The sequence below is a fragment of the Streptomyces sp. CC224B genome, from assembly GCF_030010595.1.
Classification (GTDB): Bacteria; Actinomycetota; Actinomycetes; order Streptomycetales; family Streptomycetaceae; genus Streptomyces; species Streptomyces longispororuber.
Map to the genome: position 1 here is coordinate 16,425 of NZ_JASCXL010000088.1, position 22,915 is coordinate 39,339.

The following is a 22,915-nucleotide window of genomic DNA, read 5'->3' on the forward strand; positions in this document are numbered from 1 at the left end:
GAGGGCTCCTTTTCGGCCGGGTACCGGCTACGGTGCGGGCGGGAAACCGGCGGAGGCGCCGGCGAGCAGGTCGGTGAGGTAGAACACGAGCTGCTCGACGGTGGGCTCGTTGAACAGGACGTTGGTGTTGATGGTCAGCTCCAGGCGCTCCTCCAGGCTCTGCTTGAGGCTGGTCAGCCGCAGCGAGGTGAGCCCGAGGTCGAAGTAGCTGACCGCCAGCGGCAGGTCCTCGTCGTCCTCCATCAGCAAGGCGTCCTTGAACAGCTCCACGACGAGGACTTCGATCTCTTCCCTGAGCTCGTGCACGGGTAGGTCCCGCAGGTGCGCCAGGGAGGAGGGGGATATGTGCGTGTCAGACATGGCGGTGACCGATCCGGAAAAAGGGGCCGGGCGCGCGGATTGCGCCGGTGAGTGAGCATTCAGCCAAGCACCGGCGGCTGACACGCGACTGACCCGCCGCTCGCTTTGCGCCCTGCCCGCGCCCTGACCCCGGCAGGCGCCACCGCCCCACCGGGTCCGGCCGCCTGGGGCACCGGCTGCTTTCGGCCGCACCCCACCACACCGCCCCGCACCGCACCACACCGCCCCGCACCGCCCCGCGCGGCGCCCGAGCAGCATGAAGGCCGAGCGCGCACGGTGCGCGGCTCGGCCCGGCCGGAGAACGAACCGGCGGAAAGACAGAAACAGAAAGGGGACAGGCGGAAGCGGAGGCGAGGGGCGCCCCGGGGCCCGGCGGACGGCGCGCTCGAACGGCGGCGGCCGGGCCGGCCGGGCGGTGGCCGGGGTGCCGGGCGGGCGGGCCCGGCACCCGGGCTCACTGCTGGGCGGAGGCCGGGGCGGTCGCGGGCTGGGCGCGGCGTTCGGCGCGCGGGCGCATGAACCGCACCAGGACGCACGAGGCCAGGCAGAACGCCACCAGCGGGATCAGGCCCATGTCGAAGGCGTGCGGGTAGTCCTCGGCGCGCGCCGCCTCGCCGAGCGCGGGGAAGAACACCGCGCCCACCACGGCCACGCCGATGGCGACGCCGCCCTCCTGCACGGTGTTGGCCGTGCCCGAGGCCGCCGCGGCGTGCTCGGGGTCGGTGCCCGCAAGGACCGCCCCGGTCAGCGGGCCGGTGGTCATCCCCATGCCGATGCCCGACAGCACCAGCGGCGCGATGATCCACAGCACGTTGTGCTCGGTGCCCAGCCACGCGGCCGTCAGCCCGGTCAGCACATAGCCCACGGCCAGCGTCAGCGGTCCGGCGGTGATCAGGCTGTGGCCCAGGCGGGCGGCCAGTTTGGTGGACAGCATCGAGGAGCCCAGGTAGCCCGAGCCCAGGGTGAGGAAGACCAGGCCCGACTCCACCGGCGACAGGCCCCGGCCCTGCTGGAGGTAGAGGGCCAGCAGGAAGAAGAACGAGCCCATGGCCAGGAAGTACAAGAACATGGCCACCAGCCCCACGGAGAAGGCCCGGCCCTTGAACAGCGCGAAGTCGATCAGCGGGCTGCGGTGCTGGCGGGCGCGCTGGTGCGCCACGAAGCCCGCGCTCAGCGGCACGGCCGCCGCCAGCACCAGCCACGTCCACAGCGGCCAGTCCCGCTCCTGGCCCTCCACCAGCGAGATGACGATTGCCGACAGCGCCGCGGCCGAGAGCACCGCCCCGACCACGTCCAGGCGCCCGCTGTTCGCGCTGCGCGACTCCGGGATCAGCCGGGGGGTGAGCACCAGGGCCACGATCCCCACCGGCAGGTTGATCAGGAAGATGGCGCGCCAGGTCAGCCCCGCCACGTCCGCCGAGATCAGCGCGCCGCCGATGACCTGCCCGAACACCCCGGCCAGGCCGATGACCAGGCCGTAGACGACGAAGGCGCGGGCGCGGGCGGCGCCGGTGTAGACCACGCCGAGGATGCCCAGGACCTGCGGGACCATCAGCGCGGCCGCGGCGCCCTGCAGCACCCGGAAGGCCACCAGCGCCTCGGGGCTCTGCGCCCAGGCGCACAGCGCGGAGGCCACGGTGAAGCCGAACAGGCCGTAGGAGAACATCCGGCGCCGGCCGTAGAGGTCGCCCAGCCGCCCCCCGGTGATCATGCCGGCGGTGAAGGCGACGCCGTAGCCGACGATGACGAGCTGGGACTGGGCCGAACTGGCCGACAGATCCGACTGGATCGCGGGTACGGCGACGTTGATGATGAAGTAGTCCAGGACGGTGATGAAGGTGCCCACCATCACGATGGCCAGGGCCCCCCAGCCTGGTAAGCCCGCCCTGGGCGGCGAAGTCACCGCCTCGCGCGCGTCGGCGGTCGGCGCCCCTGTGTCCGTACTCATCGTGGTGCTCCTTGAGGTGAGGCTGGCGTGCTGCTCCAACGGCGACGGGCGGCAGGCCCGTACAAACGGACACCGCCGCCCGGCACGTGGTCGGTGGGGGGATCTCAGGCGCCGGCGGGCACCTTGTCGAGGAAGCCGCACACCGTCTGGATCTTTCCGGCGCCGTCGCTCACCACGACGTCGAAACCGATGACGATGTTCTCGCCGCCGCTCTCGGGCACCAGCTCCCAGCGGAAGCGGGCGATGTGGTGGTTGGCGTCGACATCGCCCAGGATCTTGAACTCGAAGCCCTTGAACTGGTCCCGGGCCCCGGTGATCACCGCTGCGATCCCGTCGTGTCCGCGCACGTCGGCCAGCGGGTCGGTGTAGGTGGCCTCGGCGGTGTACAGCTCGGCGATCGCGGCGGCTCGCTTGGCCTCGTCCGGCTCGTTCCAGATGGCGATGTAACGGCCGGCCAGTTCGGTCAGGTCACTCACGCGTACTCCTTGATCGCTAACGAATGCGTACGTAGGACGGCCGCGGGCGCGCACGGCTGCGGGCGGCTGCCAACTCCACTGTGACAGCGGCGACTTGACCTCCACTTGAGACCGGCTTGAGGGGCTCGGGCCGCCCGCTGCGAGGGCCTGGGGGTGCGGGGGCAGGCCGGGGGCGGCATTCCGCTTGGGCACCTGCCCGCCGGGGCGGGCAGGTGATGCCGCACTTCGAGCCGGGCTCAAGGGGGCGGTGCCACGTTCGAGGCGCAACACCACACTCCGTACCGCCCCGCCGGCCGCTCGCGGCCAGCACCCACGGGGGGCGGCCGGCAGGGAGGAGCAGTCAGTGAAGTTCAAGGTGCTCGGCTCCGTCGGAGTCGAGGTCGAGGGGCACTTCCACAGCGTGCGGGGCACCCAGCAGCGGGCCCTGCTCGCGGTGCTGCTGGTCAACGGCGGCCGGATGGTGCCGGCGGAGGACCTGTACACCGAACTGTGGGGTGACGATCCGCCGCTGACGGTGGAGAACGCGCTGCAGGCCCACGTCTCACGGCTGCGGCGCACCCTGCAGGCCTGGGGCAGGGGCGAGGCGGCGCTGCGGGCCCGTTCCACCGGCTATCTGCTGGAGTTCGACGCCGAGGATCTGGACATGAACGTCTTCCGGCGCCGGGCGGCCGCCGCCCGCGCGGTGATGGGCTGTGACCCGGTGCGGGCGGCGGCCCTGCTCCAGGAGTGCCTGGGGCTGTGGCGGGGCGCGCCGCTGCAGGACGCGGCCAAGGGGCCGCTGTGCCAGTCGGTGGCGGTCCAGCTCGGGGAGGAGCACCTGGCGGCCGTGGAGGACAAGCTGTGGCTGGACATCGAGTGCGAGGTGCCCTCGGCCATCGGGGAGCTGAAGCGGATGAGCGTGGTGCACCCCTGGCGGGAGCGGATCACCGAGATCCTGATGCTGGCCCTGTACCGGTGCGGGCGGCAGGCGGAGGCGATCGAGACCTATCACGCCGCCCGCCACCGGATGGTCGCCGAGCTGGGCATGGAGCCCTCGGCGCAGTTGCGCGAGCGGTTCCTGGACATCCTCAACCAGACCCCCCGCCGGCCCGCCCCCGCCCCGGCCACACCCGCCGCCCCCGCCGTCCCTGCCGCCCCCGCCGCGCAGGCCGTCCCTGCCGCGCCGGCCGTCCCCGCTACGCAGGCCGTCCCTGCCGCGGCGACCGTATCTGCCGCGGCGGCCGGGGCGGAGCTGGCCCGCTCCGCCTGAACGGACCCGGCCCCGGCCCCGCTTCACGGCCCCCGGCCCTGGCACCGGCTGCGGAAGGCCGCGCCCCGCCGCTTCGCCCCCTCCCGCCCCGCCCCCTCTCGCCCCGGGGGCCGGGCGAAAGAGGGGGCGGGGCGGTGCGGTGTTTTCAGGCGGTGGTTCCGCCCGGCAGGATGCGGGTGAAGCCGGTGTAGGGGTGCAGGGCCTTGGGCAGCAGGACCGAGCCGTCGCTCTGGTGGCCCTGTTCGAGCAGCGCGGCCAGGGTGCGCCCGATGGGCAGGGCCGAGCCGTTCAGGGTGGCCGCGTAGGTTCTGCCGCCGCCGGGGGTGCGCACGCGGATGCCGGCACGGCGGGCCTGGAAGGTGCCGCAGTCCGAGACGGAGGAGATCTCGCGGAAGGCGTTGCTGCCGGGCAGCCACACCTCGATGTCGTAGGTCATGCGGGCGGCGAAGCCCAGGTCGCCGGCGGGCAGCAGCACGGTGCGGTGGGACAGCTCCAGGCGGCGCAGGCACTCCTCGGCGTGGCCGAGCATGAGCTGGAGCTGTTCGGGGGCCTGCTCGGCGGCGCAGATCCGCACCAGTTCGACCTTCTCGAACTGGTGCAGGCGCAGGATGCCGCGGGTGTCGCGGCCGTAGGAGCCGGCCTCGGCGCGGAAGCAGGGGGTGCGGGCGGTGAAGGCCAGCGGCAGCTCGCCGGCGTCCAGGACCTCGCCGGCGGCCAGGTTGGTCAGCGGCACCTCGGCGGTGGGGATGAGGAACAGTTCGCGCTCGCCCACGCGGGTGGCGAACAGGTCCTCGGCGAACTTGGGAAGCTGCCCGGTGGCGGTCATGGTGGCGCGGTTGACCAGGTAGGGCACCGCGTACTCGGTGTAGCCGTGCTCGCGGGTGTGCAGGTCGAGGAAGAAGTCGGCCAGGGCCCGTTCCAGGCGGGCGCCGGCGCCGCGGGCGGCGCTGAAGCGGGCGCCGGACAGGCGGGCGGCGCGCGCGGCGTCCAGGATGCCCAGCTTCTCGCCGACCTCGGCGTGGTGGTGCTCGGGCGCGGCCGGGGCGGGGGGCGGTCCGCCGCGGCGGACCTCCAGGGCGTCCTGGTCGCTGTCGCCCTCGGGCACCTCGCCGGCGGGCAGGTTGGGGATGGTGTGCAGCAGCGCGCTCAGGGCCCTCTCGGCGTCGTGGGCGGCCTGCTGGGCCTGCTGCACGCGCTCGCGCAGCGCGCGGGCGTGCTCGCGCTCGGCGGGGGTGGGGGCGGTGCGGGTGCGGGCGGCGGCCTTGAGGCGGGCGCGCAGGTCGGCCACCGTGTGCAGGGCCTCGGCGCGCCGGACGCGGGCGGTGTCCAAAGCGTCGGTGTCCAGGCGGAAGCGGCGCCGGGCGAGCTGGTGGCGGGCGCTGTCGCCGGCCTCGATCAGCTCCCGTGCGTCGTGCATGGGGTTCTCCTTACAGCGCGGGGCGGGCCGGCGAGGCGAGGGGGCGAGGACGACGCCGGGGGGCGGGGGAGTGGGCGCCGCGAACGCGCGACAAAAGGGGCAGGGGCGGCGCGGGGTGGTGGGGCGGGCGGGCCGCTCGGCGGGCGCGGGCGCACCGAGCGGCCGCAAGGGCCCTTGCGGGGCACGAGGGGGTGCGGGCCTGTCAGACGGTGGCGCGGCGTTCGCTCATCATGCGGGCCATCTCGCCGATGTTCTCGGCCTCCATCAGTTCGTCGTCGCTGATCTGGACGCCGTACTCCTTGTCCAGCAGCATCGACAGCTCGACCACGGCCAGGGAGTCCAGTTCGGCCTCCTCGCGGGTGGCCTCGGGGGTGATGCGGTCGGGGGAGACCTTGAGCTTGTCGACCAGGATGTCCTTGAGGGTCTCGAACATGGGGGAGGGTTTCCTTTCTGCCGCCGGCACCAGTTGCCGGTCAGTCCACAAGGGGGGTGGTGTCGGGCCAGGTCAAGGTGGCCGCGCCCCAGGACAGGCCGCCGCCGAAGGCGGTCAGCAGCACCCGGTGGCCCGGCTTGAGGGTGCCCTCGGCCGCGGCCATGGCCAGCAGCGTGGGCAGGGAGGCGGCGGCGGTGTTGGCGACCTGGGCGACGTTGGAGAGCTGCCGGGCGGGCTCGAAGGCGAGCTCGTCGGCGACGGCGGCCAGGATGCGGGCGTTGGCCTGGTGGGCGCCGAGCCGGTCCACCTGTGCCAGGCTCCAGCCGGCGGCGTCGACGGCCTGGCGCGAGGCCTGGCTCATGCGGGTGACCGCGTGGCGGAAGGTCTCGCGCCCGTTCATGCGGAAGTAGAACTCGCCCGTGTCGGCCAGCTCGCCCAGCGGGCCCCTGGCGCGCGAGCGCGAGCCGCCGGCGGGCACCTGGATCAGATCGGCCAGGCTGCCGTCGCTGCCCAGGACCGGCGCGCCGACCGCGCCGGGCTCCTCGGCGTGCCCGGCGCGCAGCAGCAGCGCGCCGGCGGCGTCCCCGAACAGCACCACGGTGGCGCGGTCCTCGGGGTCGACCATGGTGGTGAAGGCGTCCGCGCCGATGAGCAGGACCTGCTCGGCGGCGCCGGTGGCGATCATCCCGGCGGCGGTGGACAGCCCGTACAGGAAGCCGGCGCAGGCCGCCGACAGGTCGAAGGCCGGTACGGTGCCCAGGCCCAGGCGGAAGGCGATCTCGGGGGCGGTGGGCGGCACCTGCCGGTCGGGGGTGGTGGTGGCGAGCACGACCACGTCCGCCCGCGCGGTGCCGGCGCTTTCCAGGGCCCGCCGCCCGGCTTCGACGGCCAGGTCGCCGGTGGCGGTGCGGGTGTCGACGACGTGGCGTTCGGACATGCCGGTGCGGGTGCGGATCCAGGCGTCGCTGGTGTCCAGGCGCCGGGCCAGGTCGTCGTTGGTGACCACGTCGGGCGGCAGGTAGCAGCCGGCGCCGGCGATGACGGGGCGTTTCATGCCGTGGCCCGGGAGGTCAGGCGCATGGCCTCGGCGGGCAGGCCCATCTCCTCCAGACGGGCGGTGGCCATCTTCTCGGTCCACTGCTCGGCCATGGCGTAGCGCTGGGCGGGTGTGGTGTCCAGCAGGCGGGTGCCGGGCCAGATCTCGTAGTCGCCGATGCGGTCGGCGTGTGCGTGCATGCCCTGCTGGAAGAGTTCCTCGCGGTGCAGGACGAACTTGCGGTCGTCGATGCTGTCCCACAGCTCCACGCCCGAGCGCAGGATCTCAAGGAGGCGGGGCCGGTAGCCGGGGTTGTCGCGGACGTGGTCGCGCAGGATGGTGTTGGCGACCGTCAGGTGGCGCATCTCGTCGATGGAGGTGCCCCGGGAGATCTCCCCGGTGGCCGGGGACAGCGGGGTCCACTTGCGTTCGCTCAGCTCCGCGGCCGGGGCCAGGACGCCTTCGATGACGATGGCGAAGACCGCCACGCCGCCGTAGAAGTCGCGCTGCTTCTGCACGATGTCCAGGGTGAAGTCGATGACCGGGTCAAGGACCTCGCGGCGGAAGTCGACCGCCATCTCCTCGATGTCGCTCAGCAGGGTTTCCTCGTCCATGCCCAGTTCCACCAGGTGGTTGCGGAACACGCGGGCGTGGCGGGCCTCGTCCAGGAGCTGGGTGGCGTAGAACTCCATCTCCAGCACGCCCGGGGCGATGGCGACATACGGTGCCAGCAGGCGGGTGGCGATCTCCTCCGACAGCCCGCGCAGGCCGAACTCCAGCACGAGGGCCTCGCGCAGCGGGCCCGGCGCGGTCAAGAAGGCGGGCACCTCGGCGTCGGCGTGGTGGCCGCTGACGCCCCGCTCGCGCAGGGTGCCCTGGGCGACCTGGGTGATCCAGTAGGCGAGGTTGCACTCCGTGGGGCCGATGGTCAGCTCCATGGCGCCCTCGAGCATGCCGGGCGCGGCGTCGAAGTCAGCCTCCGGCGCCACGGCGGGCTGCGGTGTACCGGTCATGGCGGGTGGTGCTCCTTTCTGGGCCCGGACCCGCAACAAGGGGGGTGCCCGGGCGGGCGGCCTGATCCATGCGTCGAAACTCACGTGCCGTACGCACCCTCACGGCGTGCGCGGCGGCAACAGGGGGGCGGCGGTTGCGGTTGCGGGGGCGGGCCCCGGCCGGGGCCCGCCACCAGGGGGGGCGGGATCAGCGGGCGGCGGTGGACACCGGCCGCTCCCCGCCCGCCGCCCCGCCCGCACCCGCCCCGGCAGCCGCCCCGGCATCCGGGGCGGTATCCGGGGTGGTGCCGTGCGCGGCAGCGGCAGCGGCAGTGGCGGGGGTGGTGCGGGCGGTGGCGGGCAGGTGCCCCACCGGCTCGGGGTCCACCACGTGGCCCACCGGCTTGGGGTGCGCCAGGCCCAGATCGTCCAGCAGCCGCAGATAACCCTTCTGCCGCACCGGCTCATAGGGCAGGGCGAAGGACTTGGTGAAGTTCCCGAACAGGCCCCGGTCCCCGCTCAGGTGCCAGGGGATGGCCAGCAGCGCCCACTCCGGGCCGATCCACCAGCACCACAGGCCGATCACCGCGGCCTGCGTGATCAGGCTGTGCATCACGTTGTACAGCACGTAGTAGGCCTTGTGGATGGGCCGCCCGCCGCTGCGCTTGAAGGCGACGGCACCGGGGATGTAGCCGATCAGATCGATGTACAGGAACAGGCCGATCCACACCCACCAGCGGATCTCGGAGAAGTGGGCGATGATCAGGCCGGTGGAGACCGCGAAGCCGACGAGGTACTCGGCGCGGTGCACGGCGAACGTCTTGGGCGTCTCGAAGGGGTTGGCCTGGTCCATGACCGCGTCTCTCCTTGGCCGGGCTCAGGCGCTCAGGGCGTCGGCGGGGGTGCCGAGTTCGACCTGGCTGCGCAGTTCGGTGCGCTCGAACAGGCCGGTGACGGCCCAGGCGACGGTCTCCTTGATGACGCGTTCGGCGATCGGGTCGAGGATGCCCTGCAGGCTGGGGATGCCGAAGTCGAAGTCGACCTCGAAGTGGACGGCGACGTCCGCCCCTTGCTGGGTGAAGGACCAGCGGCCGGCGAAGGTGTCGAAGTCGCCGTCCTGCTGCTCGATGTGGATCTGCAGGGCGTCGGTGTCGAAGCGGTCGGACTCGGTCCAGCGCAGCAGGCCGCTGCGGAAGTGCAGCTCCCAGCTCGAGCTGCCCTGCGTCTGGGGCGGCCCGGCGTGCACGGTGGTGGCCTCCACGTGCGGGGCCAGTTCGGGGAAGCGCTCGAAGCGCCCCACGGAGGCGAAGACGGTCTTGGCGTCCTGGCCCAGTACCACGGCGTCCAGTTCCACGTGCCGCATCAGTAGCTACCGCCTTCCGGCATCCTGGCCGAGCCTGCGACCAGGTCGAGGGTTGCTTTGTCAAAGGAGTCGAGCAGGAACTGCACGTCGAGGTCGGTGAGGGTGGCGGGCGGGGTGAAGCGCACCACACAGTTGCCGTTCATCGAGTGGTTGGCGACCACGCCGTGGTTGAACAGCTCGATGAGCAGCTCCCCGGCCAGGCCCGCCTCGGTGAGCTCCACACCGATGAGCAGGCCGCGCCCGCGCACGTCCACGACCAGGTCGGGGATGTTGCGCCGGGCGATCTCGGCGATCGCGGGCAACAGCCGGGCGCCCAGGTCCATCGCCCGGGTCACCAGGCGCTCCTCCTGCACGGCGCGCACCGCACCCTGCACGGCGGCCATCAGCAGCGGCTGCCCGGAGAACGTCGCGGTGTGCACGTACGGGTCCTTGTCGAAGGGCCGGAACGCCGTGCGGGTGGCCACGGCCGCCGAGACGGGCACCACGCCGCCGCCCAGCGCCTTGCCGGCCAGCAGCACGTCGGGCACCACGTTGTCGATGTCGGCGCCCCACCACTCGCCCAGGCGGCCCATGCCGGACTGCACCTCGTCCAGGATGAGGAACCCCTCGTGGGCGCGGACCAGTTCCTCCACGCGCTTGAGGTAGCCCTTGGGCGGGATGACCACGCCGCCCTCGCCCTGCACCGGCTCCAGGATCACGCACACCTCGCCGGGGTGGGCGCGCAGCTGCTCCTCCAGGGCCTCGGCGTCGCCGAAGGGCAGATGGGTGACGTCGGGGAGCAGCGGGCGGAACGGCTTTTGGTAGACCTCCTTGGCGGTGGCCGACAGCGCGCCCAGGGTCTTGCCGTGGTAGCCGCCGCGCATGGACACGGTGCGCTTGAAGCCGTTGGCGCGGGCCAGCTTCAGGCCGGTCTCCACCGCCTCGGCGCCCGAGAGGGCGAAGTGCACCCGGTCCAGGCCCGGCGGCATCACCGACACCAGCGCCTCGGCGGCGCGGGCCACGGTCGGCTCCAGCAGGATGCGGGTGGCCACCGGGTGGGTGCGCAACTGGCGCTCCACGTGCTCCATCACGATGGGGTGGCGGGCGCCCATGATGAACACGCCGTAGCCGCCGGCGTTCAAAAAGCGCTCCCCGTCGCTGGTGGTCAGCCAGTTGCCCTCGGAGTGCACCTCCATGTGGCTGCCGAACAGCTCGGCGAGGGTGGCCCGGCCCTTGCTGAGGTGGGCCCGGTACAGGCCGAGGATCTGCTCCTCGGTGTCGACCCTGATGTCCTGGGTCACGGTCACGGATAACTCCCTGAAGACGGTCCTCGGTTGGAAAATCCCTGTCGAAGGCTGCGCGGGCGCCCAGGCGCCCGGGCGGGGGCGGGCCGGTGTGTCACAGGGCCAGCGGCCCGCCGGCGAAGTAGTCGACCAGCGCCGGCGCGGTGGCGATACGGCCCGGCGGGTGGAAGACGAGCGGGCGTACCGAGGCGGCGAGCTGGGCGTGCTCGCGGTGGCGGATGAAGTCCACCCCGCCCAGCAGCTCCAGGCTCGACTCCGTGGCCCTGGCCAGGGCGTCCTGGGCGGCGTAGCGGGCCACCAGGACCTGCGCCATGGCCTGCTCGCTGTCCAGGTCCCCCTCGCGCACCGCCCGCGCCACGCCCTCGAGCAGGGCGAAGGCGCTCTCGGCGGCGATGACGAGCTGGGCCCGCTCCCCGGCGGTGCCCCGCTCGCGCTCAAGGACCACCTCGGCCAGCGCCGCCGCAGCCCCGGTGTAGCCGGCCGAGATCAGCATCTCGAACCAGATGACGCCGGCGGCCTGCAGGTCGGCCACCCGGTGCGGGTCGTCCTGGGTGGTGCGGATGACCATGTCCTCGGGTACGAACACCTCGCTCAGGCGCACCTCCTCGCTCTCGGAGGCGGCCAGCACGTCGGTGCCCCAGAACGGGTGCACGGTGAGCCCCGGCGCGTCGGCGGGCACCAGCGCAAGCGCCAGCTCGGGGCTGCCGTCGGGGCCGGGCAGCGCGATGCTCGCGGTCAGAAGCTGCATCGAACGCGCCAGGCTGCAGGGCTTCTTGGACCCGTTGAGGCGGTAGCCGCCGGCCACCGCCCGGGCGCTGACCGAGGGCGTGAAGATGTTCTGCTGGCTCTTGCCCTCCGCCCACCCCGAGGCCATCAGGACCTGGTCGGGCACCACCCGGTGCAGCAGGTCCAGCTGCGCCGGCGCCAGCCGCCCGGCGCCCCTGGCCAGCGCGTACAGCATCGACACGGTGAAGTGGTGCATCGTCACCGCGGCCGCCACCGACGGCGAGGCGGCGCCCAGCGCGCGCTGCACGCGCACCGCCTCCACCGCGTCGGCGCCCAACCCGCCGAACTCGGCGGGCACCAGCAGGCTCACCCCGCCGTGGGCGCGGAACAGCCCAAGGGCCGGGCTGCCGGGCGCCTCGCGCCGGGCGAAGGGGATCTCTTGCAGCGCCTTGAGCAGCCCCGGGTGGTAGCGGTCGCAGACCGCGCGCGCGAAGTCGAGGGTACGCACGAGCAGAACACCTCCAAGAACGGATCGGGTCGAACGGGCGCACCGCGGCGCACCAGGGGCAGCGCCCCGCGCCCGGCCGGCGGGTGCCGGGCGCGGGGCGCGCCGGCTGTGTCAGGGACCGAAGACGGCCTCGTGGGGGCTGATGTCGTGGGCGATGGACACGCCCTGGATGTGCGAGGTCTTCAGGATCGGATAGTTGGCCTCGCCGTAGACGCCGCCGGTCAGTCCGGTGCCGCCGTGGCTGGGCAGGTAGGGCAGGAACCCGATGTGCGAGTCGTTGATCTTCAGCAGGCCGCCGTTGACGACGCGCTGCACGAACGCGTTGATCACCCGGGCGGACTTCACCCACAGCGAGTTGCGCAGCCCGTACTCGTTGGTGTTGACGAAGTCGATGAAGCTGTTGAGCAGTTCGTCGTCGTCCTCGCCGCGCTCGGGCACCACGATGGGCAGCAGCGGGAAGAACGTCTCGCTGCGCACGATGTCGTGGGTGCGCGCCCCGGGCAGGCCGTTGACCCGCACCACGGTGGGCTGCAGGAACACCCCGGTCTCCGAGACGGTGCCGTCGACCTCGGTGCGCTTGCCGCCGCAGATCAGCTCGCCGCCGCGCTCCAGGGACTGCTGCAGCAGGGCGAAGAACTTCTCGCTGCGCCGCACCGGGGACAGCAGCACGTCCTCGTCCTCGGGGTAGCCCGGGCGCACCAGCTTGATGCGCTCGCCGACCTCGGCGATGAGCTCCTCGGCGATCTCGGGGTGCACCAGCACGCAGTTGGGCACCATGCAGATCTGCCCGGAGCCGTAGAACGACTCGCAGATCGCCTCCGCGGCCCGCTTGAGGTCCGCGCCCTTCCAGATGACGATGGTGTCGTTGCCGGCCAGCTCCAGGATGGGCTTTTTGCCGTTGGCCACGCAGCTCTCCTGAAAGCGCAGGCCCTCCTCGCTGCCGCCGATGTAGAAGATGTCGTTGACCAGCGGGGAGGCCACCCAGCGGTCCAGGGTCTGCTTGGGGTTGGAGCACACCGCGTTCAGCACCCCCGGAGGCGCGCCGACCTCGTCCAGGAGCGGTCCCACCACGTCGCGCATCAGCCACATCGTGGACAGCGCGATCGAGCGCGGGGCGCGCATCACCACGGCGTTGCCGGCCATCAGCGCCAGCACCGCCAGCGCGGCGGAGGGCGCGGGCGCGTTCTGCGGCGGGTTGAAGGCCACCACGCCGTCGGGCTGGCGGCGCACGATCAGGCGCCGCCCCTGGTGCTCGAACTCGGTGTGCATGCGCTGGCGGTACCAGTACAGGCTTTCCTCGCTGTAGATCTGCTTCATGCAGCTCAGTTCCCAGCGGGCCAGCCGCAGCGGGTGCGCCTCGGCGACCAGGATGTCCAAGAACTCCTGCTCGCGCCGGATCAGCTCCTCGCGGAACAGGGTGCCCAGGCGCATCCTGCGCTCCAGGGGCACCTCGGCCCAGGTGGCCGCCGCCGCGGCGGCGGCCTCGGTGGCCAGGTCGATGGAGGTGTCACTGGCGATCGCGCAGCGGCCCACCACATAGGGGTGCGCGGCCGCCTCGGAGTCGGGGTTCTGCTCCAGTTCCCGTTTCAGGCTGACGCTGGTGAAGACGTCCTCGAGCAGAGACCGAGCGCTGACGGTATAAACCCAGCCATCGCCTTCGACGTCCTTGCCCGCGATATAGAGCTTGTAGCTGCGGAGTTCCTTTTCAGGCATCAAAGGACCTTTCCCACGTCCGAATGTATGGCCCTGCTCACTGCCCACCGGCATTCGATGCTGGCAGTGCCGACTGACCCGCCGCTGATACCCGCCTCGCGGATTACCGCAGCGCCTGCTCGATCCACCGGCCCAGGTCGTCGGCGTCCATCGACTCCAGGTGCACGGCCGCGTCGGCGACCTCCTCGGCCCCGCCGAACTCCAAGAACTTGCGGCGCATCAGCTCCGCGTGGTGGGCGCGGGTGTGCGGGCCGGCCGCCGCCAGCGGGATCATCCGCTGGCGCGAGGCGGTACGCCCGTCCGCCAGGCGCACCGTCACCCGCGCCCCGGTGGCCTTGGCCGCCGAGGCGAACGTGGGCCGCACCGCCCCGGCCGCCTCCTTGGCCAGCTGGGCCACCTCCTCGCCGCCGAAGGCCCGCAGCCAGGGCCCGGCCGCCTCCCCGGCCTGGCGCACCGCCTCCCCGAACGGCGCGTCCGAGGCGAACAGCGCCCTGGTCAGCGCCGGATCGTGCACCAGCCGCACCCGCTCGGCCACCGCCCAGCGCATCCGGTCGTTCAGCAGCGGCGCGGCGAAGTCGTTGACCGTCAGCCCGCCGGTCAGCAGCGCGGTGGCCACCGGATAGGGGGTGTGCAGCACCAGCGCCCCCAGCGGCGAGCCCGGCCCCACCACGTAGGCGGCCGCCTTCTTGCCCGCGAACAGCGTGTACAGCGACGCCTCCACCACGACGTCCTCGATGTCCTCGGCCCGGCACGGCCCCAGCTCGCGGTGCAGCGCCGCCGCGCAGTCCACGGCCGCGTCCACCCCCGGCCCGCCCGGGTGCATCTTGAACGACAGCGTCTCGGTGTGCCAGCGCTCGCCCAGACCGGCGCTGACCGCATCGGGCAGCGGCACACTGGCGAAACGGTCCAGGAAACCGTCGGGGTGCTCCAGGATGTCCGCAGGACCGTGCAGCCCCGCCCGCGCCGCGTCACAGGAGTCCATCGCGGTGCGCACCGGCGTGAAGGTGTTGAACAGCCGCGCGTCACTGGCCAAGAAGGCCCGCATCAGCGGCCAGTTCGGCATCGCGAAGGCCAGCCCGATCGCGCTGCGCCACACCGCGTCGTCGGCGCCCTCGCAGTGCAGGCGCCCGCACACCGCGCCGGCCAGATGGGTGTGCACCGCGCTGTGCCCGCGCAGCGGCCCCAGCGTGGCCGCCGCGGTGATCCGCGCCGCGCACTCGTTGGCCGCCACCACCGCCGCCAGCAGCGCCGGCCCGTCCAGGCGCCGGGCGTAGGCGTAGGCCAGCGGCACCGACACCGTGGAGTTCGACAGGTGGCCGGCGTAGGCGGTGTCGTCCAGGTTCAGCCAGGAGCCGAGCCCGGCCAGCACACACGCCGAGGTGCGCGGGTCGGCCTGCAGCGGCGGCCCGAACCCCTCGATCATCCGCCGGCCCAGCGGATGGGCGATCCCCGCCCGGATGGAGGCCAGCTGCGACAGCAGCTGGCTGGCGGCCAGCGCCCGCACCGGGCCGGGAATGTCCTCAGGTCGCAGCCAGGCCGCCCAGCGGCAGAGCTGGTGGAGTATGGACACGCGTCACTTCCTTCGTCGCAGCGCCCCACACCGGCAGTACGCCCGCCAGCACCTGGACCGTCATGCTGGTCCAGGTGCGCGGCTGCAGCTCGCCGTCGTGCTCGAAGCACAGCGGGCGCCCGTCCAGGCGCTCGACGACCACGCGCCGGCCCCGGCCGTGCACCACGCCCGGGCGGTGGTGCAGCACACCGGCGCGGGCCAGCTCCGGCACGTCGGCCGCGGCCACCTGCGCGCCCACCACACACACGTCGAGCAGCCCGTCGTCCAGCTCGGAGCGGGGCAGGATCAGATACTGGCCGCCGCGGTAGCGCCCGCCGCCGACGTTGGCGAGCACGGTGGCCCCCTCGTGCAGCACCCGCCCGTCGACCGTCACCCGGCCCGGATACGGGCGAAAGCCCACGGCCGCCTGCGGCAGCGCCCGGGCATAGCGCTCCCGCCCGGCCACCGCGATGGACCGGGCGGCCACCAGCCCCTCGGCGATCAGCCCCGAACAGGCCCCCAGCAGCACCAGCGCACCGGTCTCGGTGAGCTGGCCGACATCGATACGGCGCCGCTCGGCCCGCCCCGGCACGGCCCGCAAGGTCGCCTCCAGGGACTCCTGCCAGGGCGCCTTTCCCCACAGCATGCGGTAGTCGGAGTTGCCCGTCCCGGCCGGCACCACGGCCAGCGCCGCCGCCCGCGCCCGCGGCGGTGCGGCCACCAGGGCCTGCACCACCTCGCGCACGGTGCCGTCGCCGCCGACGGCGACCACCAGGTCGGGGCCCTCACCGCCCGCGGCCAGGGCCGCGCGCACCGTGCCCGTGGCATCGCCGCGGTGCGCCGTACGGTGCACCGTGACGCGGGCAAGGCGCGCCCGGCACCGCTCGATGACCTCGTCGACCAGCGGGGTGCGGGCCGTGCCCGCCGTGGGGTTGACGACGACCAGGGCCCGGCGGGGGGCCGGGGATGCCACCAGGGGCATGAGGCGATCTCCCAACTGAACGACCCTGCCGGCCGCGGAAACGGGCGAGAACTGCCAGGGACTGCGAAAGGACTGCGAAAGGACTGCGAAGGACTGCGCAGGGGCTGCGGGCCCTGGCGCGGGGCCCCGCCTCACCGGCCCGGCGCCACCGGCGGGCGCGACAAGAAGGGGGGCGGCAGCGGAGAGGGCAGGATTCGAACCTGCGTGGGTGCACGCACCCGACGGAAGCGAACTCCGGTCCCCGATAAGCCACTCCGGGCACCTCTCCTGAAAAACCAGCACCGGGAAAGCACCGGGCACCCGCCGCCTTTTCCACGAAGGGTGCCGGCCGTTTTTCCGGCCCGGTCACACAGATGATTCTGCCGCCTTCACTGATATACCGCTGACCGCCCGCTGGTTTCTGCCTGGGCCCGGCCCGGCGGCCCTTCCAGCGGCCATATCGGCAGTGCTCTACTTCCCATGAAACCTCGCGCGTTCCCGCCCCGCCGCGGCCCTCGCCAGCCCGCGCGCCCGCCCCTGGGCCGCGCCCGGCCCCGGCGAGACCGCCCCTCCGTTTCGAAGGAATGAGGAAAGGGCCCATGTCCGCGACCACCCTCGCGCAGGACACCGTCCTGCACGCCATCCGCACCCACACCCAGGCCGACAACCCCAGCGCCTTTCTGGCCATGAGCCAGGGCACCGACACCTTCACCGCCCCCGGCCTCGACGGCGTCATCGCCTACCGCCGAACCGGCGCCTACCTGGTGCAGCTCGGCGGCCCCTTCGCCGCCCCCGAGGACTACACCGCCCTGCTGGAGCGCTTCGTGGCCCACGCCCACGGACAGGGCCTGCGCGTGGTGGGCGCCCAGCTCCAGCGCCACGACGCCGAGATCTACGCCCACCACGGCTTCACCGTCAACCAGTTCGGCTCCTCCTGGGTGGTGCACCTGCCCGGCTTCACCCTCAAGGGCGGGCGGTTCATGCGCATGCGCAACAAGATCTCCCGCGCCTTCCGCAACGGCCTGACCGTCACCGAGACCGGCCCCGAGGGCTACCTCGCGGCCAAGGAGGCCATCGACGCCCACTGGCTGCGCTCCAAGGGCGAAGAGGCCCGCCCGCTGGAGTTCCTGGTGGGCCAGCTCGGCGGGCCCGCACAGATCCACCGCCGCCTGTTCGTGGGCACCATCGACGCCCAGCCCGTCGGCTACATCTCCTACTCCCCGGTCTACGGCACCCGCCAGGGCTGGATGCACGACCTCAGCCGCCGCATCCCCGACGCCTCACCGGGCCTGATGGAAGCCATCAACGCCCACGTCATCGAGGTGCTGCGCGCCGAGGGCTGCCAGTGGCTGCACTTCGGCCTCACCCCCTTCACCGGCCTGGACGAGACCGTCGAACTGCCCGGCCACAGCCCCGCCTTCCGGTGGCTGATGCACTTCCTGTGGGACCAGGGCGCGGCCCTCTACCCCGCCCAGAGCCAGCTCGCCTACAAGGAGAAGTGGGCACCTGAGGCGCCCATCCCCGAGTACGTGGCCTTCGAGGGACCCTCGGCCTCCCTGCCGGCGTTCGCCCACATCTTCCGCGCCTGCAACGCCTTCTGAACCCCCCCAACCCTCCACACCCCCCCGGCTCACCGCCCCCCCTTCGCGCCCGTTCACCCCTCCCAGGAGGTACGACCGCCATGACCCGCACCCACCACCCGGACCAGGACCCCGCCCCCCCCCCCCCCGGCACCGCACCGGCGCCCGAGGCGGGCACCGACGCGCTCAAGGAGCAGCTCGTACAGCACCTGATGGCCGTCATCGGCGCCCCCGACGATCCCGCGACCGCCCGCGCCGCCGACCAGACCCTCACCGCCCTGGACGCCCGCCTGCGCGCCGAACACGCCGCGTGAGCCACACCCCCGCACCCCCGCCCCCGCCGTACCCCGCGGCCCCGCCCCGCAGCACCCCGGGGCACGCACCGGGCCGCGTGCGTTCCTCCGGCGCGCCCGGCCCGGGCCCCGACCGGGGCCCGAGCGGGCTCCGGCGCCGGTCCAGGCAGTCATCAGTGCCGCATCAGTGCGCTGGCCGACGCTGACGTGTGCTGTCATCCGGTGCCCTACGCCGCGATACGTCCTGCTCAAGGAGATCCTTCTATGCAGTCTCCGCACATCACTGAGACCCCCACAGGTTCGGTACGCACACTCGACCCCGGCCTGGCGGTCGCCACGGGCCAGGCGAGCAGCAAGGGCGCCTCGGCCACCTTCGCCGAGCTCCTCAAGCGCGTCAAAGCCGAGGGCCTGCTGGACCTCGACCCGCGCTACGACTACCGCAGGCTGGCGCTGAACCTGGCCCTGATCGGGGCCGGCCTGGCCGCCTTCTTCCTCATCGGAGCCTCCTGGTGGCAGATGCCGGTGGCGGTGTGGATGGGCCTGTGCGGCGTGCAGAGCGCCTACATGTGGCACGAGGTCGGCCACAAGGCGATGTTCCGCGACAAGCGCATCGGCACCCTGGTGGCCTACTTCCACGCCAACTTCTTCAGCGGCGTCAGCTACGCCTGGTGGGTCAACCACCACAACCGCCACCACAGCCACCCCAACCACATCAGCCTCGACCCCGACATCGGCCGCCGTACCGCGATCTTCGACATCAAGCAGTACGCCAGCCGCACCCGCACCGGGCGCTTCATCGTCCGCCACCAGCGGGTGCTGTTCTTCGTGCTGCTGGTCCTCGAGGGCTACAAGATGGAGAAGACCACCGTCAAGGAACTCTCCAGGTCCGGCACCAAGCACCGGTGGCTGGAGATCGAGCTGGTGCTGCTGCGCGCCGCGGTCTACCTGACGGCCGTCTTCTGGGTGCTGACCCCGCTGCAGGCGGTGGCCTTCATCCTGGTCCAGCACGCCGCCCTGGGTGTGTACTTCGGTTTGATGTTCGCCCCCAACCACAAGGGGATGGAGGTGCGCGACGGCGAGAAGGAGAGCCTGGACTGGCTGGAGCGCCAGGTCCTCACCTCCCGCAACATCCGCCCCAACTGGTGGATCAACTTCCTCTACGGGGGCCTGAACTACCAGATCGAGCACCACCTGTTCCCCACGATGCCGCAGAAGAACCTGGGCCGGGCCCGGGAGCTGACCCGCGAGTACTGCGCCGAGCGCGGCATCCCCTACCTGGAGGTGGGGTTCTGGGAGTCCTACCGGCAGGTCGCCACCTTCCTGCACGACGTGAGCGCGCCCACCCGCGCGGACAAGCGGCTCAACGCCGCCGCCTGACCCCCTTCGCGCACCGCCGTCCGCCGGGTGCGGACGCGACGGCGGGGCGCTGCGCCTCCGCCCCGGCAGCCGTGCCGGGGCGGACGCGCATAAGGCCCACCCCCGGCCCGCACCCCGCACCCCGCACCCCGCGCCTCGGGCGGCCCGGCCGCCGCCCGCACCGTCTCGGCCCGGTCCGCCGCCCCGCGTCCCCGTGCGCGCCGTTGTTGTCCCCGCCCCGGCGTCCCCGTGTGCGCCGTTGTTGTCCCCGCCCCGGCGTTCCCGCGTGTTGTGCGCAGCGCCGCGGTCTTCCGTACGCCCGTTGATGCCAAGGAGACACGAGCACCATGACAGTCCAGACGGCGCCGCAGGCACCCGCTGCTGCGGCGCCCTCCGTCGGTGAGCGGCTCGACCGTATGCCGATCACCTCCACGCACCGCACGCTGACCGCCGTCGTCGGCATCGGCCTGCTGTTCGACACCTTCGAGAACAACCTCGCCGGCACCATCTCGCAGGTGCTGCAGGAGGACTTCGCGTTCAACGGCACCACCCTCAAACTCGTGCTGGCCTCCGCGTTCGTGGGCCAGTTCTTCGGCTCGCTGCTGCTGGGCCGGGTCGCCGACCGCTACGGGCGCCGCCGCGCCTTTTTGATCAACCTGGCGCTGTACTCGGGTTTCTCGCTGCTGGGCGCGTTCTCCCCCAACGCCGCCTTCCTGATCGTCACCCGTTTCTTCGCCGGGGTGGGCATCGGCGCCGAGCAGTCCCTCTCGGACTGCTACCTGGCCGACGTGCTGCCCGCCAAGCAGCGCGGCCGCTACACCGCCTGGGCCTACACGCTGGCCTTCTGCGGGGTGCCCGCGGTCGGGTTCGCCGCGCTGTGGCTGGTGCCGCTGTCCCCGCTGGGCATCGACGGCTGGCGCTGGCTGTTCGTGATGGGCGCGCTGGGCTCGGCGGTGGTGTGGGTGCTGCGGCGCGGGCTGATCGAGTCGCCGCGCTGGCTGGCCGCGCGCGGCCGCCAGGAGGAGGCCGAGGCGATCGTGGAGCGCATGGAGGCCACGCTGCCGGCCGCCGCGCGCACCCCGCGGCCCTACCCGGCCGGGCCCGCACCGGCGCGGGCAGAGGACGCCCCCGCCGCGGGGTGGCGGGAGCCGGTGGCGAAGGCGGCCGGGCAGCCGGGGATCGGGGTGGTCTTCCAGGCCCGCTTCCGGCGCCGTACCACCATGCTGTGGCTGTTCACCACCTTGTCGGTGGTGGGCTACTACGGCTTCGGCGCGCTGGCCCCGCAGATCCTGGCGGCCAAGGGCTACGACGTGGTCACCGGGCTGGGCTTCACCGCGGTGTCGTTCCTGGGCTATCCGCTGGGCTCGCTGCTGACCGTGCCGGTGATGGACCGGGTGGAGCGCAAGCAGCTGGTGGCGCTGTCGGCGTCGGTGATGGCCCTGTCCGGCCTGGGCTTCGCCTACGCGGGCTCGGCCGGGTGGATCGTGTTCTTCGGCATCGCCTACACCCTGGTCAGCAACGTCTTCTCCACCGTCTCGCACGTCTTTCTGGCCGAGCAGTACCCCACGGCGATCCGCGCGGCGGCCACCGGCCTTGCCTACTCGCTGTCCAAACTCAGCGCCGCGGCGCTGCCGTTCGTGCTGCTGCCGGTCCTGGACGGGCACGGGCCGGGCACCATGTTCGCCGTCATCGCCTCGGCCATGGCTGTGCTGGTGGTGGCCGTCCTGGTGCTGGGCGGGCGTACCACGGGCCGGCCCGTGGACCAGGACTGACACACCCCCCGCGTGCCCCCGGGGCCGGTGCGCCGGCCGCGGGGGGCGCGGCGGGCTGCCGTCGTACGCCGTCGGGCCGCGGGCAGGCGGCACACGAAGCCGCGGCCGAAAGGGCCCACAGAAAAAGCGCACAGAAAAAGGGCACAGAAAAGAGGGCCCGCAGAAGAAAGGGCCCACAGAAAAAAGGGGGGCGGGGGGGGCCGGACCCGTGAAGAGGGTCCGGTCCCGCCCGCTGTCCGCACGCTAGCCGGGCACGACCTCGGTCTGCTCCACGGCCAGGTAGGCCGCGAGCTGGGTGAGCGTGGAGTGCTCCAGGGCCACGATCGGGTCAAGGACAAGCCCGAACTTCTCCTCGATGTCGCCGAACAGGCCCAGCGCCGCGACGGAGTCCAGCCCGTACTCGGCGTACGGGACGTCGGGGCTGAGCTGTGCTACCGGCACGGACACGTGGGTGCCCAGCCTCTGTGCGAGCCAGCCGAGGATCTCGCCCTCGGACATGACCGGCTCCCTAACCGCCATGTGCAGCTCCTTACGTGTTCCGTCGGCACGGTGCCTACACCCCCCATCGTGCTCCTGGGCACTCAACGCCGACTTGACCCGCCGCCCCGCCCCGCCGCCTGCGGGCGGTGCCCTGGCCCGTTCTCGAGCGGCTCTTGAGCCGTTCTTGCCATCGTCTGCAGTGCCCCGCTCCCTATTCTTGTGCCCGCCCGGCGGGCCCCTTGCCGACGAAGGAGCACCGCAACCGATGAGCCCAGTGCAGGAACAGACCCCCGCCGTGGCCGGCGCGCAGGCGTTCAAGGACGCGATGGCGCTGCTGGCCGCCCCCGTCTCCGTCATCACCACCGTGGACGCCGCCGGCAGGCGCTGGGGCTTCACCGCCAGCTCGGTGTCCTCGGTCTCGCTGGAGCCGCCCCTGGTCATGGTGGGCATCGCGCTCACCTCGAGCTGCCATACGCCGATGTCCCAGGCGGAGGAGTTCGTCATCAACGTCCTGGACGAGCGCCACCGGGAGGTGGCCCGGCGCTTCGCCGCGCGCGGCGTGGACCGGTTCGCCGGCAGCGGCTTCGGTGCCTGGCCGGGCCGGGAGGGCCTGCCGCACCTGCCCGACGCCAAGGTGCTGCTGCGCTGCCGCACCGTGGACGTGATCCGGGCCGGCGACCACGACCTGCTGCTCGGCACCCCGCTGGAGATCCGCACCGGCAGCGCCGCCGCGCCGCCGCTGCTGTGGTACCGGCGCGACTTCCACACCCCGGCACCCGCCGCCGCCCCTGCCTGAGCGCCCGGTGCGGGCGCGGTGCCCGAGCCGGGCGCCACCGCGCCTTGTGCGGCATTCAAGTGACAGTCCACCACTTCTCCGGCCCGTGCGAGGAGAGTGAAAAAGCACCCACCGTGCACGGGAAACACAGAGGCAGGCGGCGACGGCGCGGAGCGGGCCGGATGCGGCGACACCGCTCACCCGCCCCGCCCCGCACCAGCGGCCTCCTCGACAGCGGCTTCCCCGCGCCCACCGCGATCCGGCCGGGCGCGGGGAGCCGCACGAACCCCCGGCACAGCGGCGCCCGCTGCGGCCCGCCGCACGGGAACGCGCCCGCGGCCCCTGGACGAAGGGAGCACCAGGTGAACGGTGAGCAGGAGTACGGCCGGCTGTTCCGCCACATCCCGCCCACGGCCCCGCCCCTGCGGCTGGCCGGCGCGGATGACGACGCCCTGGTCGAGGCCGAGCCCCACATCGTGCGCGGCATCGACTGACCCCGGCGCCCTGCCCGCCCCCCGCGATGCTCCCGGCGCCGTCCGCGCCGCGCGCCCCTGTCACCCGCCCCCGGCCCCCCCCCCGGGGGCGGAGCGGGCGGGGGGGGCCCCCGGCGGCCCCCCCCCCGGGGGGGGGGGGGGGCGGGGGGGG

The 22,915-nt window shown here is 73.1% G+C and carries 22 protein-coding genes and 1 tRNA gene; 7 read left to right on the top strand and 16 right to left on the bottom strand.

Going from position 1 to position 22,915, the window contains the following annotated elements; all coding sequences use genetic code 11:
- Nucleotides 1-27: 27 nt before the first annotated feature.
- The 3 genes from QK440_RS29400 to QK440_RS29410 all read right to left on the bottom strand — a co-directional run bounded on the left by QK440_RS29400 (nt 28) and on the right by QK440_RS29410 (nt 2,784).
- On the bottom strand, nt 28-360 hold the full coding sequence (locus tag QK440_RS29400) for an acyl carrier protein (RefSeq protein ID WP_190140427.1): 333 nt from the start codon (nt 358-360) through the stop codon (nt 28-30).
- A gap of 454 nt (nt 361-814) precedes the next feature.
- The gene (locus tag QK440_RS29405; RefSeq protein WP_282796283.1) at nt 815-2,209 is read right to left on the bottom strand and encodes an MFS transporter; all 1,395 of its coding nucleotides are present in this window, start codon (nt 2,207-2,209) and stop codon (nt 815-817) included.
- Between the two features lie 203 nt (nt 2,210-2,412).
- Nucleotides 2,413-2,784: a nuclear transport factor 2 family protein gene (locus QK440_RS29410; protein WP_282796265.1), complete on the bottom strand. Its 372-nt coding sequence runs from the start codon at nt 2,782-2,784 to the stop codon at nt 2,413-2,415.
- A gap of 343 nt (nt 2,785-3,127) precedes the next feature.
- On the opposite strand from QK440_RS29410, the gene QK440_RS29415 reads away from it, so the two are divergent.
- Entirely contained in the window at nt 3,128-4,033 is a 906-nt protein-coding gene (locus QK440_RS29415) for an AfsR/SARP family transcriptional regulator (protein WP_282796266.1), read from the top strand.
- 145 nt (nt 4,034-4,178) lie between these two features.
- On the opposite strand, the gene serS is transcribed toward QK440_RS29415, so the two are convergent.
- The 12 genes from serS to QK440_RS29475 all read right to left on the bottom strand — a co-directional run bounded on the left by serS (nt 4,179) and on the right by QK440_RS29475 (nt 16,303).
- On the bottom strand, nt 4,179-5,450 hold the full coding sequence (gene serS, locus QK440_RS29420) for a serine--tRNA ligase (RefSeq protein WP_282796267.1): 1,272 nt from the start codon (nt 5,448-5,450) through the stop codon (nt 4,179-4,181).
- Nucleotides 5,451-5,652: 202 nt separating this feature from the next.
- Nucleotides 5,653-5,883, bottom strand: coding sequence for an acyl carrier protein (locus tag QK440_RS29425; RefSeq protein ID WP_190140243.1), 231 nt, complete (start codon nt 5,881-5,883; stop codon nt 5,653-5,655).
- 40 nt (nt 5,884-5,923) lie between these two features.
- Nucleotides 5,924-6,937, bottom strand: coding sequence for a beta-ketoacyl-ACP synthase III (locus QK440_RS29430; RefSeq protein ID WP_282796268.1), 1,014 nt, complete (start codon nt 6,935-6,937; stop codon nt 5,924-5,926).
- Nucleotides 6,934-7,932 carry a VlmB-like protein gene (locus QK440_RS29435; protein WP_282796269.1) on the bottom strand — a complete coding sequence of 333 codons (999 nt, stop codon included), beginning with the start codon at nt 7,930-7,932 and terminating at the stop codon, nt 6,934-6,936. Before QK440_RS29435 ends, QK440_RS29430 begins: the two co-directional genes overlap by 4 nt.
- 187 nt (nt 7,933-8,119) lie before the next feature.
- Nucleotides 8,120-8,764: a hypothetical protein gene (locus QK440_RS29440; RefSeq protein ID WP_282796270.1), complete on the bottom strand. Its 645-nt coding sequence runs from the start codon at nt 8,762-8,764 to the stop codon at nt 8,120-8,122.
- 24 nt (nt 8,765-8,788) lie between these two features.
- Entirely contained in the window at nt 8,789-9,274 is a 486-nt protein-coding gene (locus tag QK440_RS29445; RefSeq protein ID WP_282796271.1) for an SRPBCC family protein, read from the bottom strand.
- A complete protein-coding gene (locus QK440_RS29450) occupies nt 9,274-10,560 on the bottom strand; it encodes an aminotransferase class III-fold pyridoxal phosphate-dependent enzyme (RefSeq protein WP_282796272.1) in 1,287 nt (428 codons plus the stop codon). The genes QK440_RS29445 and QK440_RS29450 overlap by 1 nt, the downstream gene beginning before the upstream one ends.
- Before the next feature lie 91 nt (nt 10,561-10,651).
- Nucleotides 10,652-11,791 carry an acyl-CoA dehydrogenase family protein gene (locus tag QK440_RS29455; protein ID WP_282796273.1) on the bottom strand — a complete coding sequence of 380 codons (1,140 nt, stop codon included), beginning with the start codon at nt 11,789-11,791 and terminating at the stop codon, nt 10,652-10,654.
- A 111-nt stretch (nt 11,792-11,902) separates the two neighbouring features.
- Nucleotides 11,903-13,504, bottom strand: a complete 1,602-nt coding sequence (locus QK440_RS29460; RefSeq protein ID WP_282796274.1) for an aldehyde dehydrogenase — start codon at nt 13,502-13,504, stop codon at nt 11,903-11,905.
- 103 nt (nt 13,505-13,607) lie between these two features.
- Nucleotides 13,608-15,074, bottom strand: a complete 1,467-nt coding sequence (locus QK440_RS29465; protein ID WP_282796275.1) for an MmgE/PrpD family protein — start codon at nt 15,072-15,074, stop codon at nt 13,608-13,610.
- Nucleotides 15,025-16,035 (bottom strand): diacylglycerol kinase family protein, encoded by a 1,011-nt coding sequence (locus QK440_RS29470; RefSeq protein ID WP_282796276.1) that lies wholly within the window; start codon nt 16,033-16,035, stop codon nt 15,025-15,027. The genes QK440_RS29465 and QK440_RS29470 overlap by 50 nt, the downstream gene beginning before the upstream one ends.
- 179 nt (nt 16,036-16,214) lie before the next feature.
- Nucleotides 16,215-16,303 (bottom strand) — tRNA-Arg (locus QK440_RS29475).
- A gap of 310 nt (nt 16,304-16,613) precedes the next feature.
- Between QK440_RS29475 and QK440_RS29480 the strand changes: the two genes are divergently transcribed.
- The 4 genes from QK440_RS29480 (at nt 16,614) to QK440_RS29495 (ending at nt 21,015) form a co-directional block, all read left to right on the top strand.
- Nucleotides 16,614-17,615 (top strand): DUF2156 domain-containing protein, encoded by a 1,002-nt coding sequence (locus QK440_RS29480; protein ID WP_282796277.1) that lies wholly within the window; start codon nt 16,614-16,616, stop codon nt 17,613-17,615.
- An 80-nt stretch (nt 17,616-17,695) separates the two neighbouring features.
- A complete protein-coding gene (locus QK440_RS29485; RefSeq protein ID WP_282796278.1) occupies nt 17,696-17,908 on the top strand; it encodes a hypothetical protein in 213 nt (70 codons plus the stop codon).
- A 243-nt stretch (nt 17,909-18,151) separates the two neighbouring features.
- Nucleotides 18,152-19,264, top strand: a complete 1,113-nt coding sequence (locus QK440_RS29490) for an acyl-CoA desaturase (RefSeq protein ID WP_282796279.1) — start codon at nt 18,152-18,154, stop codon at nt 19,262-19,264.
- Nucleotides 19,265-19,590: 326 nt separating this feature from the next.
- Nucleotides 19,591-21,015, top strand: a complete 1,425-nt coding sequence (locus tag QK440_RS29495) for an MFS transporter (protein ID WP_282796280.1) — start codon at nt 19,591-19,593, stop codon at nt 21,013-21,015.
- Between the two features lie 243 nt (nt 21,016-21,258).
- Here the strand turns inward: QK440_RS29495 and QK440_RS29500 are convergent, their stop codons facing one another.
- The gene (locus QK440_RS29500) at nt 21,259-21,534 is read right to left on the bottom strand and encodes an acyl carrier protein (protein WP_190140155.1); all 276 of its coding nucleotides are present in this window, start codon (nt 21,532-21,534) and stop codon (nt 21,259-21,261) included.
- 226 nt (nt 21,535-21,760) lie between these two features.
- On the opposite strand from QK440_RS29500, the gene QK440_RS29505 reads away from it, so the two are divergent.
- A complete protein-coding gene (locus QK440_RS29505) occupies nt 21,761-22,291 on the top strand; it encodes a flavin reductase family protein (RefSeq protein WP_282796281.1) in 531 nt (176 codons plus the stop codon).
- A gap of 341 nt (nt 22,292-22,632) precedes the next feature.
- Nucleotides 22,633-22,764, top strand: a complete 132-nt coding sequence (locus QK440_RS29510; protein WP_282796282.1) for a hypothetical protein — start codon at nt 22,633-22,635, stop codon at nt 22,762-22,764.
- Nucleotides 22,765-22,915: the final 151 nt, after the last annotated feature.

Coding starts and splice junctions, on each gene's coding strand:
- QK440_RS29490 (WP_282796279.1), top strand. CDS start 18,152: ATGCAGTCTCCGCACATCACTGAGACCCCCACAGGTTCGGTACGCACA.
- QK440_RS29480 (WP_282796277.1), top strand. CDS start 16,614: ATGTCCGCGACCACCCTCGCGCAGGACACCGTCCTGCACGCCATCCGC.
- QK440_RS29445 (WP_282796271.1), bottom strand. CDS start 9,274: ATGCGGCACGTGGAACTGGACGCCGTGGTACTGGGCCAGGACGCCAAG.
- QK440_RS29440 (WP_282796270.1), bottom strand. CDS start 8,764: ATGGACCAGGCCAACCCCTTCGAGACGCCCAAGACGTTCGCCGTGCAC.
- QK440_RS29485 (WP_282796278.1), top strand. CDS start 17,696: ATGACCCGCACCCACCACCCGGACCAGGACCCCGCCCCCCCCCCCCCC.
- QK440_RS29470 (WP_282796276.1), bottom strand. CDS start 16,035: ATGCCCCTGGTGGCATCCCCGGCCCCCCGCCGGGCCCTGGTCGTCGTC.
- QK440_RS29460 (WP_282796274.1), bottom strand. CDS start 13,504: ATGCCTGAAAAGGAACTCCGCAGCTACAAGCTCTATATCGCGGGCAAG.
- QK440_RS29505 (WP_282796281.1), top strand. CDS start 21,761: ATGAGCCCAGTGCAGGAACAGACCCCCGCCGTGGCCGGCGCGCAGGCG.
- QK440_RS29425 (WP_190140243.1), bottom strand. CDS start 5,883: ATGTTCGAGACCCTCAAGGACATCCTGGTCGACAAGCTCAAGGTCTCC.
- QK440_RS29405 (WP_282796283.1), bottom strand. CDS start 2,209: ATGGTGGGCACCTTCATCACCGTCCTGGACTACTTCATCATCAACGTC.
- serS (WP_282796267.1), bottom strand. CDS start 5,450: ATGCACGACGCACGGGAGCTGATCGAGGCCGGCGACAGCGCCCGCCAC.
- QK440_RS29495 (WP_282796280.1), top strand. CDS start 19,591: ATGACAGTCCAGACGGCGCCGCAGGCACCCGCTGCTGCGGCGCCCTCC.
- QK440_RS29500 (WP_190140155.1), bottom strand. CDS start 21,534: ATGGCGGTTAGGGAGCCGGTCATGTCCGAGGGCGAGATCCTCGGCTGG.
- QK440_RS29435 (WP_282796269.1), bottom strand. CDS start 7,932: ATGACCGGTACACCGCAGCCCGCCGTGGCGCCGGAGGCTGACTTCGAC.
- QK440_RS29430 (WP_282796268.1), bottom strand. CDS start 6,937: ATGAAACGCCCCGTCATCGCCGGCGCCGGCTGCTACCTGCCGCCCGAC.
- QK440_RS29400 (WP_190140427.1), bottom strand. CDS start 360: ATGTCTGACACGCACATATCCCCCTCCTCCCTGGCGCACCTGCGGGAC.